The sequence below is a fragment of the Spirochaetota bacterium genome (genome assembly GCA_017999915.1).
Taxonomy (GTDB): domain Bacteria; phylum Spirochaetota; class UBA4802; order UBA4802; family UBA5550; genus RBG-16-49-21.
The window spans coordinates 331,391-351,620 of sequence record JAGNKX010000001.1 but is presented as its reverse complement, the minus strand read 5'-3'; the positions used below and the strand labels follow the sequence as shown (position 1 = coordinate 351,620).

The 20,230-nt window shown below is 52.2% G+C and carries 15 protein-coding genes and 1 tRNA gene; 5 read left to right on the top strand and 11 right to left on the bottom strand.

The window, feature by feature from the left end:
- Nucleotides 1-46 precede the first annotated feature (46 nt).
- The 7 genes from KA369_01440 to KA369_01410 form a co-directional block, all read right to left on the bottom strand.
- Complete coding sequence (locus KA369_01440; protein MBP7734612.1) at nucleotides 47-1,558, bottom strand: hypothetical protein; 1,512 nt, start codon at nucleotides 1,556-1,558, stop codon at nucleotides 47-49.
- Nucleotides 1,555-2,082 (bottom strand): cob(I)yrinic acid a,c-diamide adenosyltransferase, encoded by a 528-nt coding sequence (locus tag KA369_01435; GenBank protein MBP7734611.1) that lies wholly within the window; start codon nucleotides 2,080-2,082, stop codon nucleotides 1,555-1,557. The genes KA369_01440 and KA369_01435 overlap by 4 nt, the downstream gene beginning before the upstream one ends.
- A 5-nt stretch (nucleotides 2,083-2,087) precedes the next feature.
- Entirely contained in the window at nucleotides 2,088-3,260 is a 1,173-nt protein-coding gene (gene larC, locus KA369_01430; GenBank protein MBP7734610.1) for a nickel pincer cofactor biosynthesis protein LarC, read from the bottom strand.
- 1 nt (nucleotide 3,261) lies between these two features.
- A complete protein-coding gene (gene larB, locus KA369_01425; GenBank protein MBP7734609.1) occupies nucleotides 3,262-4,014 on the bottom strand; it encodes a nickel pincer cofactor biosynthesis protein LarB in 753 nt (250 codons plus the stop codon).
- Nucleotides 4,001-4,831: an ATP-dependent sacrificial sulfur transferase LarE gene (gene larE / locus KA369_01420; protein ID MBP7734608.1), complete on the bottom strand. Its 831-nt coding sequence runs from the start codon at nucleotides 4,829-4,831 to the stop codon at nucleotides 4,001-4,003. Before larE ends, larB begins: the two co-directional genes overlap by 14 nt.
- Nucleotides 4,832-4,878: 47 nt before the next feature.
- Nucleotides 4,879-5,943, bottom strand: a complete 1,065-nt coding sequence (locus KA369_01415; GenBank protein MBP7734607.1) for a hypothetical protein — start codon at nucleotides 5,941-5,943, stop codon at nucleotides 4,879-4,881.
- 109 nt (nucleotides 5,944-6,052) lie between these two features.
- Nucleotides 6,053-6,838, bottom strand: a complete 786-nt coding sequence (locus KA369_01410; protein MBP7734606.1) for a 1-acyl-sn-glycerol-3-phosphate acyltransferase — start codon at nucleotides 6,836-6,838, stop codon at nucleotides 6,053-6,055.
- 716 nt (nucleotides 6,839-7,554) lie between these two features.
- Here KA369_01410 and KA369_01405 point away from each other — a divergent pair.
- The gene (locus KA369_01405) at nucleotides 7,555-11,904 is read left to right on the top strand and encodes a hypothetical protein (GenBank protein ID MBP7734605.1); all 4,350 of its coding nucleotides are present in this window, start codon (nucleotides 7,555-7,557) and stop codon (nucleotides 11,902-11,904) included.
- Nucleotides 11,905-12,120: 216 nt separating this feature from the next.
- Nucleotides 12,121-12,723, top strand: a complete 603-nt coding sequence (locus KA369_01400) for a transposase (protein MBP7734604.1) — start codon at nucleotides 12,121-12,123, stop codon at nucleotides 12,721-12,723.
- 237 nt (nucleotides 12,724-12,960) lie between these two features.
- Here KA369_01400 and KA369_01395 read toward each other — a convergent pair whose 3' ends face one another.
- The 4 genes from KA369_01395 to KA369_01380 form a co-directional block, all read right to left on the bottom strand.
- A complete protein-coding gene (locus KA369_01395; protein MBP7734603.1) occupies nucleotides 12,961-13,422 on the bottom strand; it encodes a hypothetical protein in 462 nt (153 codons plus the stop codon).
- A complete protein-coding gene (locus KA369_01390; GenBank protein ID MBP7734602.1) occupies nucleotides 13,412-13,972 on the bottom strand; it encodes a sigma-70 family RNA polymerase sigma factor in 561 nt (186 codons plus the stop codon). The genes KA369_01395 and KA369_01390 overlap by 11 nt, the downstream gene beginning before the upstream one ends.
- Complete coding sequence (locus tag KA369_01385) at nucleotides 13,962-14,306, bottom strand: hypothetical protein (protein ID MBP7734601.1); 345 nt, start codon at nucleotides 14,304-14,306, stop codon at nucleotides 13,962-13,964. Before KA369_01385 ends, KA369_01390 begins: the two co-directional genes overlap by 11 nt.
- Nucleotides 14,307-14,412: 106 nt before the next feature.
- Nucleotides 14,413-16,179: a B12-binding domain-containing radical SAM protein gene (locus tag KA369_01380; GenBank protein ID MBP7734600.1), complete on the bottom strand. Its 1,767-nt coding sequence runs from the start codon at nucleotides 16,177-16,179 to the stop codon at nucleotides 14,413-14,415.
- 452 nt (nucleotides 16,180-16,631) lie between these two features.
- Here KA369_01380 and KA369_01375 point away from each other — a divergent pair.
- From KA369_01375 to selB, 3 genes are all read left to right on the top strand, one after another.
- Nucleotides 16,632-16,723, top strand: a tRNA-Sec gene (locus KA369_01375).
- Nucleotides 16,724-16,785: 62 nt separating this feature from the next.
- Nucleotides 16,786-18,186 carry an L-seryl-tRNA(Sec) selenium transferase gene (locus tag KA369_01370; GenBank protein MBP7734599.1) on the top strand — a complete coding sequence of 467 codons (1,401 nt, stop codon included), beginning with the start codon at nucleotides 16,786-16,788 and terminating at the stop codon, nucleotides 18,184-18,186.
- A complete protein-coding gene (selB, locus tag KA369_01365) occupies nucleotides 18,186-20,000 on the top strand; it encodes a selenocysteine-specific translation elongation factor (GenBank protein ID MBP7734598.1) in 1,815 nt (604 codons plus the stop codon). The genes KA369_01370 and selB overlap by 1 nt, the downstream gene beginning before the upstream one ends.
- The last annotated feature ends 230 nt before the right edge of the window (nucleotides 20,001-20,230 follow it).

Below are 20,230 nucleotides of genomic sequence, written 5' to 3'. Positions count from 1 at the left end.
ATACCTTCAAGTATAATCCCCCTCCCTTGATGGGAGGGGTGTCGTATCACCATCTGTACGAATACTGGAGTCCCATACCCATATCGTTCTTTTCGTCAGCGTATATGACCGGCTCTATGGAATATCCTTCTTCGATTTCAGTGCCGTTCCGGATGTTGTCCCGCACCAGGACCGCGTGGATCACCTCCGCTATCTTCACCGCGCAGGCAGCCGAAAGCAGGGAGTAGGCCCTGGTCCTGTTTATCTTCCCGGTGGAAAAGGTACGCGTCAGGGAATTGTATTTTTTATCCGGGAAGAACTCCCTCAGGGTAAAATACAGGAGTAGGTTGTCCGCGTGAAAATAGAGATAACCCCAGAGACGGTGGCCCCGGTAAAAAAGCCCTCCACCGCCGGCTATCAGGGACAGGTAGCCCGCGGTAAGGGCGCTTCCCAGGTAGGGCTGTATTCCCTGAAAATTGGCCGCTTTGAGGAGCATGGAGTGAGCCAGGGAATCCACGAGGAGGGAAGAGCCCCCGGCGCAGAGCATGTACCAGCCGAAATAGAGCTGGGCCTGGACGTCCCGGGGAACGGTCTTATCCTTCTTGTAGTAATTAACGTAGTAGTTGGTTATGCCGTTGAGCTCCAGGTAGAGATAGGGCGTGGCGCTGAAAGTCCAGAGGGCCAGGCCGGTCCAGTCACGGGACGAGTAGTATCCCAGGGTCGGCGCCAGGAGGGGCATGACCGCGCTGGCGGGCCCGGTGAGGAGGAGCGCGTAGAGTGTATTCAGGGCTGCCGGTTTCCGGAATACGATTTCTTTCTTTCCGCCGTAGGTGAGCTTATCCAAAAACTGTGCGGTTTCGTTGTAGCCGATCAAAATGAAGTCCCCCGGCCGGGCCGGTGTGTCGGACTGGACGATCCTTCCCGCAGAAAGGCGGGCTTTCCCGATGGGCCGGAACGCGCGGAGGGAATCCTTGTCCCGCGCAGCTTCGGGTCGATAGAGGGCGTAGGACCCGCTTATGGTCTGGTTTACAACCATAACATTATCGTCGCCGTCAGCGACCGGAAGGGCGGTCCGGTACCGCGACAGGAGCCGGGAGAAGAATATGCCCGTGTGCTCCGCCGTGATGTTGTTGTATTCCACCTGCCCGAATTGCCCGGTCATGGGTATTCGCACCCTGTACTGATATACGACCTGGCGCTGGTACGGAAGATCGATGCCAAAGGCCTTGAGTGTAAGATCGATGAAATCGTTAGTGTCGTCCAGGTCGCCCCGTATGACGAGGGAGAGGCCCGCGTCCCTGGCAAAGCCGAGGAAGCACTGCTCGTCGGTGCAGCCGAATTTTTTGATCTCTTCGCGGAAGAGGCCGGGGTTCACCGCCTGGAAGACACCGCTTTTTTCAACGACGCGCAAGAGGTTTTCCTCAAGGAGCGCCGTGAGGGCCATGGCCCGGGGGCTGTTGCCGCGGGTTGCCGCAATGCCGATGAGAGGTTTCTCCGCGCCGAGAACCGGACTGCGGAGAACGACGAGACACAGTGTCAGAGACAGGGCCGATATGGCGTATCGTAAAAATGAAGTCAATCCTCAATCCCCCTGCGCGGCGCCACGCCGGCCCGGTAGTAGTGTTTGATCTCCCTCATCTCCGTGACGAGGTCCGCGCGGCCTATGAGCGCGTCGGAGGCGCCCCTCCCGGTCATAACCAGCTCCGTGTTTTCATGCAGGGAGTCGCAGAGGGCCAGTATGTCGCTGTCGGTCAGGAGTTTGAATGTTGCAGCGGTGATGATTTCATCAAGAATGACAATATCATAAAGGGCGTCCGCTATGATCTGCCGTGCCCGTTCATATCCTTCTATCGTGTATTTCCTGTGCTCCTCGAAGGAATCGTCGTCGGGCCTGCAGAAACGCCTGCTTCCGTACCGCTCGATGGTGACGAGACCGCCGGTCTTCGAGGCAGCTTCAAGCTCCCCCGTGGGAAGCCCCTTCATGAACTGGATGACGATGGTCCGGAGTCCCGAGCCGGAGGCGCGGAAGGCGAGGCCCAGGGCCGCGCTGGTCTTTCCCTTGCCGTTGCCGGTATAAATATGTATGTAGCCCCTGGGAAGCATTTGTTTCACTCCGGTACGAGGGCGGCCGCGATTTTTTTCGCTTCGTCATATACCTCTTTGAGGGGAACCTTCCGCTCCTTCGCTATGGCCCGGCACTCTTCGTATTCGGGGGACACGGTGAGGACCCGCCCGCCCCGGGAGAGTATCTTTACCGATATCTCGCCGAAGCGCGTTTGCAGGCGCCGCATCTCCCGATCGAGGACCGTGCGCTCGAGCCTGGAGACGCGCACGCCGGCGGTGGTGGTCTCGGCGAAGAGTATCTCCGTAAGGGTTTCGCGCAGCTCCTCCCGGGCCAGCACCGTGAGGAGCGCCCCGGGGCGGCCCTTCTTCATGATGATCGGCGTGGTGTACACGTCCAGGGCCCCGGCCTCGAGGAGCCGCTCGCAGGCGTGCTGATAGAATTCCGGGTTCATGTCGTCGATGTTCGTTTCAAGGGAGAGGACCCTGTCATAGCCTTCCCGGGCGTCGTCCTCGCCGATGTAGACGCGGAGTATGTTCGGCGCCGGGAGGTCCTTCATGCCGGCGCCATGGCCTATGGTACGGACCGTCATGTCCGGCAGTGGACCGAAGCGCCCGGCGAAATGCTTCATGATGGCCGCGCCGGTGGGTGTGGCGAGCTCAGCCTCGATGCCGCTTGAATAGACAGGGGCGCCTGCCAGGAGCTTTGCCGTGGCGGGGGCAGGCACCGGGAGCATGCCGTGGTCTGTTTTGATAAATCCGCTCCCCACGTTCACGCGGGAGCAGAATACCGCGCCGATCCCCATCATGTCAAGGGCGGCGCAGGCCCCGGCGATGTCAATGATGGAATCGACTGCGCCGATCTCGTGGAAATGTATTTTGTCTATGGTGGTGCCGTGAATATTGGCCTCCACCGTTGCTATTGCGCGGAAGATGGCGCCGGCGGATTCCTTTGCCTTTTCTGAAAGGGAGCTCTTGTTTATGAGCTGAAGTATATCATCGAGGTGGCGCGCCTGGTCCGTTTTCTCCGCGATGACCCTGAAGCTGGTGCCGGCGATGCCGTTTTTCATGACCTTCTCGGCCGTGATCTCGTATCCTGAAAGAGGAATGGTGGAGAGGATTTTTTTTAACCTGTCCAGGTCAAGTCCGGCGTCGATGAGGGCTCCCAGGACCATGTCGCCACTCACGCCGGAAAAGCAGTCGAAATAGGCGATCTTCATGTCACTCCCCTATCCGGTTGATCATGCCGGCGAGGTATCCGGCACCGAAGCCGTTGTCGATGTTCACCACGGCCACGCCGGGGGCGCAGGAATTCAGCATGGTGAGGAGGGCGCCGATGCCGCCGAAGCTCGCGCCGTAGCCAACGCTGGTGGGCACGGCAATGACCGGCCTGTCGACGAGTCCGCCGATGACGCTGGGAAGGGCGCCGTCCATCCCGGCCACGGCCACGAGGACATTGGCGCTGAAGAGGCTCGACGCGTTTTCAAAGAGGCGGTGAATGCCGGCTACGCCCACGTCGAAGAGGCGCTCCACCGGATTAGCCATGGCCTCGGCCGTGACAGCGGCCTCCTCGGCCACGGGGATGTCGGAGGTGCCTGCGGTGATGACCAATATCTTCTTTTCGGTCTTTGGCTTCACCGGCTCGCCGATGATGATGAGGCGGGCGTCCTTTTTAAACACGGCCCCGGGGCTCGCCTTTTTCACTGCCTCGTATACCTCGTCGGTGGCGCGGCTGGCGATGATGGTCCGGTGGGCCGCCGACAGGCGCTCGACGATGGCGCAAATCTGGGCGATGGTTTTGCCCGCGCAGTATATCACTTCCGGGTATCCGGTGCGGAGGGCCCGGTGATTGTCGGTCCTGGCGAAGCCGAGGTCCTCGAAGGGGAGCATCCTGAGGGCGTCCATCGCCTCCTGCACGGCGGTCTCGCCGCTCCTGACCCTTTCCAGAAGCTCGCGGATTTTATCCCTGTCCATTGGACCTCCCCTTCTCAGTCGATTCATTCATGCTGCCCCTGCGATACCCCTCGATGTCAAGCGCTATATGGGCAAAGCCGAGCCTTTTAAGGGCCTCCGCGACGGCCGTCGCGTTGGTGAGTATTATCTCCCGGTCTTCAGGAGGGACCTCGATCCGGGCGATGGTTCCGTGGTGGCGGACCCGCACGTCCCGGAGGCCGATGCCGTGAAGAAACAACTCGGCCCGGTACACGGCATCGAGCCTTTCCTCTGTGATGGCAGTGCCGCAGGGGATCCGCGTGGCCAGGCAGGGAGCGGCCGGCTTGTCCCATGCCCCAAGGCCCATGGCCCGGGAGGCCTCCCTGATGTCATTCTTGGTGAAGCCCGCTTCCATGAGGGGGGTCAGGACCGAAAGCTCTGCGATGGCCCTGGCACCGGGCCGGTAATCGTCCCGGTCGTCCAGGTTGGACCCTTCCGCCACATGGCTGATTCCCCGCGACGAGGCGCAGGCGATTATGGCGCGGAAAATATCGAGCTTGCAATGGTAGCAGCGGTCCAGGGGATTGGCGATGACCCTGTCGTTTTTGAAAATGTCCACAGCGACTATCTCGTGGCTGATTTTTTCAAGGGCGGTAAAATTCCGCGTCTCATCGATCTCCTCGGGCGGGGTCAGGGGCGACCGCACGGTGACGGCAATGACGCGATTTCCCAAGCGTTCCTTGGCCACCTTCAGGAGGAAGGTGCTGTCCACGCCGCCGGAAAAGGCCACGGCAAGGGAACCGTAGGAATCGATGATGCGGTGGAGAAAGGTTGTTTTTTCGTCGAGTATGGTATCCATTGTAGTAATGCCATGACTAAGTCGAGGATGCGCATCCCCGCCTTTGTTTAAAACTCCACGTCCCCTTCAAAGAGCTCGTCGAAGAACCGGATCAGGTATTTCATTTCCTTGAGGAAGCCGGTCACGGAAGCCTGGTTCTGGGCGTGCTCCACGTACTCCGTGCCGAGGAATTTGGTGCTGATACCGCTCTTTTTCATGAAGTCCGCCAGGTTTTTACCTTCGAAATAAGGAATGATGTTGTCCGTCTTGGAGTGGAGGATGAAGTATTTGCATCGACCCTTATTTTTCCCGAACATGGTCTTCGGGTTAATATTCTCGAAATCCTTATGATGGAGCTTCACCACGGCGATGTCGCTGAAGAGTTTTGTGCCGAGGATCTTTTTCATTTCGCTCCGGTCCGTGGTGCCGGGCTTGGACGCGGCAATGGCCTTGCGGATGAGGTCCTTTTCGTTTTCGGAGAAAACGTCCATGTTCAGGGTGATGGCCATCTTGACCATGATATCTATATCTTCTGGCTTCGATATCTTGTTGTAAAAATCAAAGAGTGTCCTGCCGTCAAAGAAGGGGCCGAGCATGAATATTTTTTCCGGATATATTTCGTCAGGCACGCGGTTCAGGGCAACCAGGAGAATGTTCGCGCCGATGCAGGCGCCGAAAGCGCGGTAGCTTCCCGGATATGTTTTTACCAGGGCCCTGTAAATATCGGCCATGGCCTCGTATGTATTGGCAAGTGACCCTCCCTCAATACTTCCCTTTACATAGGGTATCGCCACGTTCATTCCCGTGGCTTCGCAGAGGCTCGCGGCGAAGCGGTCGATCTTGGGATGCTTGTGTCCCTGGGGCGTGAGGCCGTGCTGGAGCATGAAATACTTTTTCGATTTTGCCGAATCATGGCGGTACAGGATCACCGGCACCTTCTCGCCTTTGACGTCAATGGACTCTTCCTTATTGGAATAATGGGCCGGGTTTCTGAAGCCGGAGTTGGTAAGGAGGAATTTCACGCTCGGCTTCTGCATGAGGACGAAGTAGGCGGCGCCTCCGGCGATAGCGATAAGCAAGACAATGGAAAGTATTATAGCGGCTGTAACGGTAAATAATTTTTTCAGTTTCATGTACATTAACCTCTGATAAAAAACAGGTATTATTCCATGGTGGTATGACACATGGTAATGAATTATTGATGCAATTCCGGCATTGTCAAGGTTTTTCCATGCGGTGGCATCAGACCTTGCAGGTAGAATGGTTCTCCAGGTTCTCGGAAATAACCGAATGCACCCTGTTCATGAGGCTTTCAACATGGTCGATACCGCAATCGATGGTGGGAATCGCCTTGCCTATGATGATCGTGATGGTCCCCTTTTTTATGCCCACGACCCCTGACGGCATCAGGTTGAAGCTGTTGGCCACGGTGATCGGCACCAGGGGAAGTTTCGACGTTATGGAAAAGATGAACCCTCCTTTTTTGAAAGGCTGCAGCCTGCCGTCCCTGCTCCTCCTCCCCTCGCCGAAGAAGAGAACGCTGATGCCGTTACGGAGTTCCCTGCCGTAGCGATTGATGGTATCGACGGCGCTCCGGCCGTCCCTGCGGTCTATGGGAATCATCCTCCCCAGCTTGAAGGCCTGTCCCATTATCGGTATCCTCAAAAGAGACTTCTTGATGACAAAGCGGAGCGGAGAGGGAAGGGTCGTTCCTATGGCAAGACCGTCGAGATTGCTCTGGTGATTGGAGAAGAATACATAGGACCTGTTGCGGTCGATGTTTTCCAGGCCCACCGCACGGATGCGCACCCCGTTCAGGCGGAGTATCATCCTGGCCCATACCTGGCCGATGCGGTAGGGCGCCCTCCCTGTCCTGTCCAGTAATGCGACGATCAGTGCCGGGATGCCGAAGATGAACGTCGCCAGGATCGCAACGGTCAGGGAGCGCAGGCTAAAAAGGAAAAATAATAGTGATTTTTTCATGATATCCCGCAACAGATCCGATTCTTTCGATTTGATCTGATCCATTGTCCCTGGTTAACAGCGGTTCGGATCAGGGAAAATGACAATGGGTTGATAATTGACAAACAGCATTCGCGTCAAGTATTAATACCGTTCAATTAGTAACAATAGTTACAATGAAAGCATGATTACGTTTTTTTCAAATAGATGATATGGCAATACCGATGATTCCTATAGAAAGGAAATCTTCGGATCGTAATTCTGCATATACTGACGCATAAAATTTTTTTTAATAAGCCATTTTGCCGTTGATTTGCAACCAAATTATTGATTGGACAATAAATAAAAAATAGTCAATATTAGATTGGTTGCCAATGGCGGTAATATAGGTTCAGATATTTTTAAAATACAGTATACATTACAAAATAGCATTGTATTTTTATTCCTTAATACATTCTAAAAACTGAATCTTCAGTTTTTTCAGTTGACAGAAATGAACCATTACCTTATTTTCAAAACACATGCATGTATTTTTCGCGCTTTATGGTGAGAGGAAAAAATTAATCTTTCACTATTACAATTGCGGTAAAGTATAAATATATTAAGTGAAAAAACTTGTTGGGTGCATTTCTAAAAAGCCATAATTCATGAAAATTACCAAAAATTAGTCTAGAATTTTAAAGAATGTATTTGTTCACAAATCAATATATAAATACCGGCCGGACGGTTTTTATTTTATACAGAAATAGATGCTTGAATGATTGAGTTGGGAGGATCTGGATATGAAAAAAATTCTTTTTGTTTTAATTAGCGCGCTTTTTACCATGTCGATATATACCGGCTGTTCCAAAGGCCAGATGGCTGGATTCCAGGGAAATGATCAGGAACCTGAATACAGCCTCCTCAGGCTCTTTGAGGGTTTTCCCGCCCTGAACAGCCTCGTTGAAAGCCTTGATTCCCAGAAGCTGAACGACGGCCTCGGAGACATGATGATCAACGGCTATAATACGCCGCTTTTTCTCAGGGACGCGGTGGGCCTTGTGGAGGCACCGTTCCTGGTTCCCATGATCAAAGAGCTCCACGGTGTGCTGAAGATAATGATGGACACGGCCAATGTTTATCATTACGACGATCCCTCCACCAGTGACGGCGGGTATTATGACACAACCAACGGCTCCATCGACCGGCTCGCCCAGTTTTACGCGGCCCTTGACATGGTAGTGACCAACACCAACCTGGGCGGTGACGTTCTTGACATAGCTGAACAGGTGGTGGATTATCTCGTCACTGAAAAGACCCCACAGGAAATAGAATCCGACATGGGGAACATGATGAAGGTGCGGTTCTATGATAACAACATGTATGACGAAACAAGCTCGTCTCTTTACATCGATCTTCCAGCGGGGTCTTATTCCACATCGGCCCTCGGCGCCCATGCCGGGGCTATATCGTCAATTTCGGTGCCCATTGGCATCAAAGTCACCCTCTATGACGCGGACAATCAGTCAGGCAATTCCCTGGAGCTGACCTCGAGCGATCGGTGCCTCACCGACAATGGCACCAACTGGAACAACCGGACCCGGTCGGTCAAAATCGAGTATGATATCACCAAGCTGGCCAAACTGGCCGGCAAGGTGACCATGAGCTGCGACTATCCGATGTGGGTGAACGGCGCCAATGCGCTTGCGACCAATCGCGACGCAGCGAACAGCGCCCCCTATACGGTCAACACCGACCTGGGCAACGCGGTCAAGGGGGTCATCAAGCTTCTATACGGACTCAATACCATAGCGGCCAGCGATGAGACGGTGAGGGCCACCATAGATGCCATGATCCTTGAAGACCTGCCGGCCCTGCTGAATGCGGACGCCAATGCGACCACGAAAATCGAGAACGCCATCGTGAACATGTCTAATTATTTTGCCGCGGATGAGATCGGCACAAGCACCTATGAAAGCAGCACGGATTATCATAATTCTAGTGTTGCCACCGGATATGTGAACGCGTCATTTAAGGAAACCCTTCGCGACATGCTACCCACCCTGGTGAAGCTATTTATCCGCAATGACGGCACCGGAGGCGCTGATTATTCGATAATCAATGCAGACAAACAGTCGCCCATTGAATCGTTAATGGTGGGTCTGGGAAAATTAAAAGCCGCTGGAATCGATTATTCCAACAGCGCCAATGCGCTGGAGCCTACCCTTAAGAGAACGATGCAGTACAATGGGAGGATGAAGAGCAGGAGTTCCGATTCATCCTGGTCGCAGATGTCGTATTTGGACCACCTGGTATACACGGTCGGTGCGGCTTATAATTTTGGGTTCCTTGCCCGAGTTGGATCAGCCTCTGAAGAAGGTAATTATACTAATTTTAACTATGGTCATGGAATCGCTACGAAAGGAATAATAACCATTAATGATAGTATGTTTTCATTAACATCCAAGGATTCTTTGTCAGCACTTTCAGGTAGTGTTATACCCGGTTGTGGTTTAATGGATTCATATGCCCTTGCCCTTGCAAAACGTAATACCCAGGGCAACCATATTTCCCGCAGTTATTTGCCTTTTAGCTATACTCAGCGAGATTCCCATAAATTTTATCTGGGATATGATTATCCCACCATGCTGCTGTTGCCTTCCAACTGTGCCGGCGATGCGGGGATTCCCAATGGAGGGGAAACTGCCGTAGAAGTTGACGATTCTGAAACTGAAACAAATGCTGCGACTCTTGCTTCTACTAATTATAAAAATGACTACCGCACTTACTGGCCCAAGGTGGCTGATGGTAAGGGAGTGCTTAACACGTCACAATTCCTCATGGGCTGGGTAGCCCGGGTCGCCTGGGACGGACAGGGGCCATACTACTCAACGACCTATACCAATGATTCAACCCATCCTGCAACAACAAGCTATACCATGCCTGTCAACGGCAGAAAGACAGTGAATATATACTATAAGCCAAATGGCGAGGTCTATGCCTATGTGTATAAACCTTCATCAAGCCCGACTACATGGGAATATTTTTATCCGAATTCTAACCAAACAGGGATCGGTGACGACATTGCCGACCCTGATGATGCCAATGCCCAGAGGGCGAACCGCTATCAGGATATAGTGAAATCTGATTACTATTTAATTGATATGTATGAATTAATATGGGGTATAGCATATGCTCGATATAATATGCCTCCAATGAATGAAGCAGGATCTGATTATGTTGAAGGGACAACCGATGCAGCAAAATATAAATTAAAATCTTTAAAATCCTCTGAAATAACAGTTGAAGCTAAACAGTTTAAATTATATGAAAGAATATCACACAAACAGGAAACATCCGCAGGTTCTGGCATTTCTACAAGAGAATGTGCCACTCAAGAAGAAGCCATTTATAGAAACATACAGTGGTTTCTTTATGAGAAAAAAATGGTGTTTATTATCCCCATGTATATTGATGTTTTGGGAACACAATCTGCCGGAGCATTTATCTTGATTGAAGCCAATGGTGCTGTAGGCCTTGCCAATGCTAAAAAAGGGACAGCAAATGGACGCTGGGTCAAACTCGGAAGTGAAGGTATTCCGGCTACTGCATATAATTCAAATTATAAAAATTCACCTGATTATGGTGATTCCGATAGACCCGGTGATGGACGAATTACTGTGTTTTGCCGTGAAATTGTTTTATTGGATATAGGTTCTCTAGAGATAAAGATCAATCCGGAATTCTTGTTCAATAAAGTTTTGGGTGGCGGTTATGTACTTCCTGACGCAGTTGGGAGAAATATCGAGCCGGTCGCCCGCATGGCTTTTTTGACAGAAAATGCAGTTGATATCCTTTCTGATAATCGTACCTCAACATGGACTACAGCCTGGGCAAATAGAAATAAACTGGCTCCTGTTCTGGCAGCACTTACCGGAGTTCTTCATGATGGAACTTTGTATAATAAGTCAGCATCAGGGTATAACTACAATTATTCACCAGCATCTCCTCACAAGTATCCGATGGCGGATTTGCTTGAAGGTGTTCTCATGCCGCTCGGTAAACCGATGTTCCGTCGATTCGATTCCCCATCAAATCGTTGGGTGCAACGGGTTAAGGATGAAACCGGTGACGATTATCAATATTTTAATCCTAATGTTGCTGTAGATACTAATGGTGATGTAAATCCTTATTCTAGTAGCATCAATAATTATCTACCACGCGACATTTTGCGTACTCCTATAAGTGTTCTTACCGGCAACAGCGCAAGCGGCTATGACGGCGTACTCCCCATGATGGCCGACGGCGGTGGCATGGTCACAAGGCTCCTGGGCCTGCTGCAGCTCCTTGGTAGCGATACCTATGCGGAACCCCGGGCAAACATCGCCCTCGGTCTGGAACAGGTCATGACTGCGGCCAAGTTCAACAAGAGCGAGGCCATTACGAACGGTTACTTTACTACACTGGATTTCTCGAGATATGAATGGATGTTCAGTAAGAGAAATGAGGACCTTGACCTGGAGGATTTCCTTGGATACGAGGGCGAGTATCGCGCGAGCGGCGCCGACTGGTCAAGCTTCGAGGATACCGTGGATATGCTGAAGAGCTTTGTGGGAGGCTCCAGGAATATCACCCAGAATCTGGTCAACGTAACTAACGCCGTATTGGCGCAGCAGCTTACGGAAGACCAGGTCCATGGCCTTTTATACACGGCTGGGAAGCTTTTCGCCAGGTACAACCAGGTATATCCGGGCGGCGCGTGGCAATACCATGGTTACGATCATGGGCCCGGCAAGACCGATTCCTACGACCAGCTGGTTGATGTTCTCACGTATTTGCCTCAAGTGCATGAAACCATGAAGACCAGCGACGGTTCCGGTGTCAAATATGACCGGATGCTGAAAAACGTTGATTACCTGCTCAAGAATGACAACAGCATCCTCCATGCCATTATCGAGGGTATGACCACGCCGTACTCTGCGCAGGCCGTTGTAGAGGATTTAGACCGGTTCCTTTCGTGGAGCATTGTCTCTGACCCCAATTCTCCGCTCTGGGACGACCTGGTCCTTATGCTTGACGCAATGGCGGACATGAATGATCCGAGGATTGATATCAATGTGATCATTAAGAATCTCGGGTTCCAGAGTAATTAAAAGCTGAATATATTCTGATCTGTTAAAGAAACACCCGCTTATGGCGGGTGTTTCTTTAAAGTTCGCCCGGCCGGGGGAATGCTCTGAGAGTTAATTTTACTCTGACACCACAATTTTGGCCGCTTGAAATTTTTTGCTCTGACACCTAAATTTTTTTAAAAAATATCCCCTCCCGTTCGTTAACCAGATAACAGCCCAGGAAACGAGAGGATGGATATGGCCAGAAAAACCAGAGAATGCCTGCCCGATACGCATAACCATGCAATATCGCGGTGTATTGAGAGAAAACCCCTCATGAGACGATCCAGTATGAAAGATCTGATGCATGATGTCCTTAACGAGGCCCTGGAGAAATATCATTTCGAACTGGTTTCTTATTCAATAATGGATAATCATTTCCATTTTAACATAAAAACGCTGATAGGTGGGGAAACCATCTCCCGTATCATGCAATTTATCAAGTCCCAGTTCGCCCGGCGCTACAACAAGATGATGGATAGAATAGGGCCCTTCTGGAATGAACGGTTTGTCAATATGATCATCGAGCGCACCGCCAATCCTGTCCACTATTTCTGGAATGTATTTCTTTACACGGCGTATAATCCGGTGCGGAGCAAGTATGTCAGTGATCCCCGGAAGTACGCCTATGGAGGATTCAGGGCCTATGTTGACAGGGAGTATATACCACCGGTGGCGATAACGTTTTCCCGGTATTTTCAGGATCTCGGAAACAACTATGAGGATCGGTTGAAAAAGCTTCTTGAATATGAGGATATGTATCGGAAAAGAATATTTCCCAGAGAGATATTTGAAAAATGATTTATTTCGGAAGGATTTATAGTATTATTTTAAATTGTTCCACGCAATTACCAGTCTCGATCTTATCTTTTCTGTGATGAATACCATCTTTCTAGTTTTGTGTATTTAAAATCTAAAAAATTTATTGAATCATTTTCAGATTCTGTCAAATTTTGAATGGTTTTCATTGAAAAAAATTACTCTGACCCTGAAGTTAAAATATGCGCTTTTATTTTGCTCTGACACCTTAATATATTCTCAATGCATCCTTTTCGGCAGATTATCGACAAATTTTTTCAAATTCTCCATGTTTGAAAAAATACCCACCAGCGCATAAATCGAGAGCCCCAACCCCAGGACTATACTCAACGGCACTTCGAGGCCGGCCCCGAAATAGTTCCTGAGCCAGCCGAAGGAATTGCTGAAGGGTATGGCGAAAAGGCTGATGAAGAGTATTGAGCCGACGATCCACCATTGCAGGCCGGAAACGTGGTGCTCATACTGTTCTTTGGACCTGAAAACCTCACGCATGATCTGCTCGCACAGGTCGCGATCTATCATAAATGGGGCTTCTTCACGGAGGGCCTCAAACCGCTCTGTGAGCATGGCAATGTCATGACGGCACCGATGGCAGTGGAGCATGTGAATCTGGACGGAAAGAGGGATCCGGGAACGATTGTCCATTTCGATAAATCTTTGTTGGATGGTTTCACAATTCATGGTAGTCCTCCGCAATGGTGCCTTTTAGCTCGTCGCGCAGCATGTTCTTTGCGCGAAGAACGTTTGATTTTATAGTGTTCACGGGAAACCCGGTGAGCTCGCTGATTTCACCGTAGGTGAGTCCCATGAAAAAATACAGATCGACGCATATGCGATACCGCTCCGGGAGTTCGTTCACGGCCTTCAGGAGGAGATCGCGGATTTCTTTCCGCATCTGTCCCGTTTCGGGGGTCGTGTCCGACGCCGGAATTTCAACGGGCACCTCCGGTTCCATTTTCTTCGAGCTGACGCGGTTGATGCCGTGATTGTAGGCTATCTTCGTCAGCCAGAACGGAAAGGGCGCCCTGCCGGCAAAGGTCTTCAGGCTCTCGTAGGCCCTGATGAAGACCTCCTGGGTGAAATCATACGAGTCGTCCCTGTTTTTAAAGAATCGCATCCCGATGCCAAAGACCTTTTTCTGGTACCGCTCGACGATCGTCTTGAAGTTTTCAATGCCGCCGAGTAGTACCTGTCTGACGATCTGCTCATCGGTCTTGTGCTCATTGTCCATTTTTGTCCTTGCCGGTAGTTACACGTACCGTGAAAAATACGAGGAGGCTTACACCGAGTGAGAGCGGGATCAATCCGCCCAGGACCGGGTATGTGAAACCTTCCAGTATAACGAAAAAGATCACAAGGCTTGCGCCTATGCTCGTCAACACCAGCCCGGAAAAGAGGCTGAATGTGGTCAGGTCAAATTCGATTTTTTTATAGAGCCCTTTCTCTATCAATAACACTTTCTGCTTGTGCTGCCATAACAGAAAAAAGAAAAGGACCGCCGCCCCCATGACAATACCAACCATGGGAATAATGGTCACTAATATTTGCGCTGCGGCTGATGGCATAGAATACTCCTTATTGTTCTGTTATTGGCAGTTATCTTCCTATTATTACGAAATTGTAAATCATTTTTTGCAAACCCCGTGGTATCCTGCCAGTTGCAATGCTGTATCAGTTCGTATGCATCAACGATTCATCATCCATCATGGCTTTCTGTGACCAGTAATAGGCTGTGGTTTCGCATTTCATCTTGAATTCATGATAGGTGTCTTTCAGGTATACCTTGAGCTCCGGGTTCAATGCGCGGTATATCCGACGCATCTGCCTGATGGCACGCCGTGTGATATGCCCGGCCGCTACCGGACGGGTCCGCTCAGGATCATTGTATTTCAGTTCAAATTCCTCTTCAAGGCGTTCAAGGGACGTTTTCATGTATGCGGCAATCTGTTCGGCTTTCATGATGTCGTCGGTCATCTTGAAAAAATGGTATCCCTTCACGGCAAGACTGACCGCCATCGGGAATTGCCGGGGATTGTGTATGACGGCTGACGCCAGCAGTCCCAGGTAGGCGCGGCCATAGCGGGAAAAGGTCTGACGCCATAGCGACATGAAAAGGGCTTTGATATGTTTTTTGCTTATGACTCCATGGGTGTTGGCATGGGAGGGTAATCTTTTAATAAGGGACTTGCATCGTTCGAAGTAATTACGCGGCTCGTAGATTGCGGCGATGACCCGCTTGTATCCTTCTATAAGGGTCTCGCGGGGCATCCGGGGAATAAAATTTATTTCCATGGAATGGGTATTGTTGCCGTCGGTCTCTCCGACGATGCGGCCCTCCCGCTCGAGGCGGCGGTAGAGCTGCGTGTTGGGAAGAGCGACCATGGTCCCGATCATCGCCAGGGGTATGGCGGCCTTCTGGATGAATTCGATCTGGAGATCAAAGATATTCTCCGGGTCGCTGTCAAAGCCGACGATGAACCCTCCCATTACTTCTATACCCTTGGCCTGGATCGTCCTGACGCTTTCCAGTATGTCGGCCCTGGTGTTCTGCTGCTTCTGCGTGAGGGACAGGGTTTCGGCAATGGGCGTCTCAATGCCGATGAATACCGTGTCGAGTCCCGCGTCGACCATCAGGTCGATGAGACCGTCATCCTGGGCAAGGTTTATGCTCGCCTCCGTGAAGAGGCTGTACGGGTAGTTACGCTCTTTCTGCCAGGCTGCAATATGCTCCAGCAGTTCACGGGCCTTCTTTTTATTACCGATAAAATTGTCATCGACGATGAAGAGGGACCCGCGGTAGCCTGTTTTATACAGGACATTCATTTCATTGATGAACTGATCCGGCGTCTTGTACCGCGGGACCCGGCCGAACATCTCTATGATATCGCAGAATTCGCAGTTGAAGGGGCATCCCCGCGAGGACTGGAGAGCCATTGATTCATAGGCGCCTATGTCCAGCAGGTCAAAGCGGGGAGGCGGCGTCGTGGTTATATCCGGCTTGGCGTCGTCCTGGTAGATATGCCGCGCCTGTCCGCGCTCCAGGTCGTCGATAAAACGGGGCAGCGTTATTTCTCCTTCATTCAGGACAAAATGGCTCACTCCCTTGATATGCCGGTAGCTCGATGTCGGATAGGGGCCCCCGGCCACAACGGGCGTACCGTATTCATTGCACAGGGCTACCACCCTGTGAAAGGATTCCTTCTGGACGATCATGGCGGAGACAAAGACCATGTCTGCAGAGGCTATATCCCCGGCGGTGAGCTTCTGGAAGTTCATGTCAATGAGACGCACCGTATAGTCTTCGGGCAGGAGCGCCGCAATGGTTATGAGCCCCAGGGGTGGCATGAGGGTTTTGTATCGTATGAAGGGCAACGCGTACTTAAAACTCCAGTAAGTCGCAGGTATCTCCGGGTAGACCAATAGTATCTTCCTTTCCATATCCTTCTCCCATAATAAGGGTGATATTATGTGTGTGTTTGTTGCGTGATAAACACGCGGTACTGCGTATTGACGGGGTTTAGAGCGATTTGAGTATTTTTATGCCGTACAGTGCACTCAATACAACAAGTATCCCCAGTAATGATTCCAGCATATTAATCTCCCTGACGTTATATCTTCATAGGGCATTTTTTGCGTCTATTCGAAAAGTAAAGACAGGCCAGCTGTCTTTACGGTTGCAAAAATATGCCTTTCAAATTAATTTATTGACATGGATATTCTGTGAAATGTAATCAATAAATGGTGAGGTTGAATTAGAAGCCCCCTGAATCCCACTTCGACAGGCTCAGTGCGGCGCCCGGAGGGGGACTTACATGATCATAACCAGGTCAATAACCCCCTCTCTGGGGGGTTAGGGGGGTCTTCTGAGACAGCCCCATCGGCACCACTATGGAAGAGGATGGGATCCGGTGGTCCCCGCGGTCTTCAAAACCGTAGGCTGTGATTTATCACGGCGGCAGGTTCGATTCCTGCCCCTTCCGCATTTTTTAAACAGCGGCTTAACCGGATGTGACGATCAGGCTGGTCGAATGACAGCGAATAACTATGGATAGGGAAGATATAAACCAGATATTCAGGAATATCCCCCAGGTGGAGAAAATCCTCCAGGCTGAGGAATTGAGCCGATTTTTCTCCGAGATAGGCCGGTCAGCGGTGATCGAGGCGGTCCGCGAGGTCATTTCCGACATCAGAAAAGAGGCTGGAAGGGGAGGTGCGGTTTCGCTGGAATCCATAGTCCCGGCCGTGGTGTCGCGGTGCCAGTCAAAAAAAAGGCGTAAGCTTCAGCGCGTCATCAACGGCACCGGCGTGATTATCCATACAAACCTGGGCCGATCTCCCATTGGCGCCGACATACTGCAGAAGATCGCGGCGGATTGTTCCGGCTACTGCAACCTGGAATATGACCTGGCGGAGCGGCGGCGGGGAAAGCGTGGCGGCTTTGCCGAGGAGCTGATCGCCGGGCTGGCCGGCGCCGAGGACGCCCTCATCGTCAACAACAACGCCTCCAGCGTGTTTCTCATACTGAGCGAATTCGCCCGCGGAAGGGAGGTCGTGGTCTCCCGGGGCGAGCTCGTGCAGATCGGCGGGGGCTTCCGCTTGCCCGACATCATGAAGCAGAGCGGCGCCCTCCTTGTCGAGACCGGGACCACGAACATCACCACGGTTGAAGATTACCGCGGGGCCATTACCGAAAACACGGCCATGATCTTCTCGTGCCACCGGTCCAATTTCACGATCCAGGGCTTCACGGAAAGCCCCTCTCTCAGGGACATGGGTGAGCTCAAGAAAGAAGGAATCATCTTCGTGCGCGACCTGGGGAGCGGAAACATTACCACGGACCAACGGCTTCCCCGGCCCTTCGAGGCGACGGTGCGGTCGGAGATCGACCAGGGCCCCGACCTGGTCTGCTTCAGCGGCGACAAGCTCCTGGGCGGGTGCCAGGCGGGTATTATCGTGGGAAGGAAGGACCTGGTGGGGCGCCTGCGCAGGAACCCCCTCATGCGCATGCTCCGCGTTGACAAGATCACCTATTATATCCTCCAGGAGACCCTCATCAGGCATGTCAACGGAGAGCACGATACTCTGTCTCTCTGGCGTATCATGGTCCAGGACAGCGCGTCGATCGGCGGGCGCATCAGCCGTTTCCTCAGGCTCATTGCCGGTCCGGAAAAAAAGGAGTTCCTGAAACGTATCGGAACGAAGAGCACCATCGGAGGCGGAGCCATGCCCAGCTTCCAGAGGGACAGCATGGGGATACAGGTGGACATCCCCGGCCTCGGCGCTGATGAGATCTACGCCTTCCTTGCCGATTCCGAAGTCCCTCTCATCGGTGTCATCATAGACGGCCGCTTTACCCTGGATTTCATGACAATCCTTGACGATGATGTCCCTGCCGCGGCCGCAGCGGTGGGAAGACTTTTAGCCCTCAACAAAGGAAAGCAATAATGTTCGTCGTGGGCACCTCCGGCCATATCGACCATGGGAAGACCTCTCTTATCCTGGCCCTGACCGGCGAAGACTGCGACCGCCTCCCCGAGGAAAAGGCCCGGGAGATGACCATCGATATCGGCTTCGCATCCACGGACCTGCCCGGCTACGGCGCCGTGAGCTTCATCGACGTGCCCGGCCATGAGCGGTTCATCCGGAACATGGTGGCCGGCGCCTGGGGCATCGACCTGGGCCTTCTCGTCGTGGCCGTGGATGACGGATGGATGCCCCAGACCGAAGACCATTTCCGCGTTCTCCAGCTCCTCGGCATCGAGCGGATCATCGTAGTGCTGAACAAGATCGACTGCGTCGAAGAGGGGATGATAGACCTGGTCGAGGAGGAGGTGCGGGGGAAGATTGACGGCACGCCCTACCGGGACGCTGACATCGCCAGGGTGTCCTCGAAGACCGGCGCGGGAATCAATACGCTTAAGAAAGCCATCACGGACAATCTGAAGAAACTTTCGCGGGCCCGCAACGCCGACAAGCCCTTCATGTACATAGACCGGGTATTCGCGTCAAAGGGCTACGGCACCGTCGTGACCGGGACCCTGAGAAACGGCATGCTTCACAGCGACGACCTGGTCCATATCCAGCCCGGCGCCATGGAAGCGCGCATTAAGAGGATCGAAAGTCATCACAGTACAATCGCAGAGGGAAGCCCCTCGCAGCGGACGGCGCTGAACCTTTCGGGGATTCCCGCCGATTCCCTGAAAAGGGGGCAGATACTCTACCGCGCGGGATTCTTCACGGAGTCCGGCGAGATCGTTGCGCAGATACGGCTTCTGAGTAGCAAGAAGGTCCTAAAAAACAACACCGGCATCGAGGTGCTCATAGGCACGGCGGCGGTCAGGGCAAAGATCATCCTGTTCTCCGGCGACACCACAACGGCGCTGGACTTTCCCGGCCGCATCAAGTTCGACGAGCCATGGTACGCTTACCCGGGCCAGCCGTTGATTCTCACCAGCCCTGGAGGATTCCGGATCATCGGGGGCGGCAGGGTCCTCTTTCCCGGGTATGAACCGCGCCGGCACCGGGACCGGGTTCAGGAAAACCTGGGCCTCATCGCGTCCCATACCCTGGAGGAATATATCTCCTTCTTTGTCGCCGTCCGCGGCCATGCAACGCAGGAAGACCTGGATGGAACCTTGTCCCAAAATAAGAAGGAAATAGACAGGGCCTGCTCCTCCCTGCTGGAGCGGGGCGTTTTGAAAAAGCTTGGCCCGTACCTCCTGACAGCCGGGGCCCATGACGACGCGCTGAAGCGCGTCAGCGAAGCGGTGAAAAGCCATGTGGGCCTTAACCAGAAAGAGCTGTCGGACACGTCCGATACCGATCCGGATATCTGCAGGCTGATCATAGCCGGACTTGTTTCCAGGGGACAGGTTGCGGAGAAAGAGGGACGCTTTTTCCCCGGCACCGGCGTTATCCTGTCGAAGGCCAAGATGAAGCTGCTTGAATCGGTGCTTGCAAGCGGCGGCGAGGGCATGGAGCTTGACCGGTTAAAAGATGAATCGATGAAAAGGGACGCGCGGGAGCTCATCAAGCTCGGTTCCCTGGTAAGCCTCGACGGGAATATCCTGTATCACAAGGATGTGTATGAAAAAATGAAAAACGCGATCATGTCGCTTTTTAAAACAAAGGACAAGATCACCGTTCCTGAAGCCAAGGACGTAGTGGGCCTTTCGCGCAAATACATACTTCCCCTTCTGAACAGGATTGAAAGGGATGGCCTCATAAAACGGCTGGGTGATTTTCGCATAAAATCGTGAGGGAATATCAAAAAAATTTGATGTTCCCCTGATCGAAATTATGATTTTCCTGTCGGTTGCGGCGTTGGGTCACCACGTCCCTTCGGGCGCGTTCGATTTTTTTAAAATAAACATATGTTCACCCTGTGAGATCCCATCCAGCAACGAAACATTTCATGAAAAAGTAATTTTCCTACAGTCACTTAAGAGTATTCCCTTACAAAAAAGGTATAATTTTAATTTTTTTTTAG

Excerpts from the sequence above, each read along its gene's own strand:
- larB (MBP7734609.1), bottom strand. The coding sequence starts at position 4,014 with ATGGACAGGGATAAAATCCGCGAGCTTCTGGAAAGGGTCAGGAGCGGC.
- KA369_01405 (MBP7734605.1), top strand. The coding sequence starts at position 7,555 with ATGAAAAAAATTCTTTTTGTTTTAATTAGCGCGCTTTTTACCATGTCG.
- KA369_01415 (MBP7734607.1), bottom strand. The coding sequence starts at position 5,943 with ATGAAACTGAAAAAATTATTTACCGTTACAGCCGCTATAATACTTTCC.
- KA369_01385 (MBP7734601.1), bottom strand. The coding sequence starts at position 14,306 with ATGCCATCAGCCGCAGCGCAAATATTAGTGACCATTATTCCCATGGTT.
- KA369_01380 (MBP7734600.1), bottom strand. The coding sequence starts at position 16,179 with ATGGAAAGGAAGATACTATTGGTCTACCCGGAGATACCTGCGACTTAC.
- larE (MBP7734608.1), bottom strand. The coding sequence starts at position 4,831 with ATGGATACCATACTCGACGAAAAAACAACCTTTCTCCACCGCATCATC.
- KA369_01410 (MBP7734606.1), bottom strand. The coding sequence starts at position 6,838 with ATGGATCAGATCAAATCGAAAGAATCGGATCTGTTGCGGGATATCATG.
- KA369_01400 (MBP7734604.1), top strand. The coding sequence starts at position 12,121 with ATGGCCAGAAAAACCAGAGAATGCCTGCCCGATACGCATAACCATGCA.
- KA369_01390 (MBP7734602.1), bottom strand. The coding sequence starts at position 13,972 with ATGGACAATGAGCACAAGACCGATGAGCAGATCGTCAGACAGGTACTA.
- larC (MBP7734610.1), bottom strand. The coding sequence starts at position 3,260 with ATGAAGATCGCCTATTTCGACTGCTTTTCCGGCGTGAGTGGCGACATG.
- KA369_01435 (MBP7734611.1), bottom strand. The coding sequence starts at position 2,082 with ATGCTTCCCAGGGGCTACATACATATTTATACCGGCAACGGCAAGGGA.
- KA369_01395 (MBP7734603.1), bottom strand. The coding sequence starts at position 13,422 with ATGAATTGTGAAACCATCCAACAAAGATTTATCGAAATGGACAATCGT.
- KA369_01370 (MBP7734599.1), top strand. The coding sequence starts at position 16,786 with ATGGATAGGGAAGATATAAACCAGATATTCAGGAATATCCCCCAGGTG.
- selB (MBP7734598.1), top strand. The coding sequence starts at position 18,186 with ATGTTCGTCGTGGGCACCTCCGGCCATATCGACCATGGGAAGACCTCT.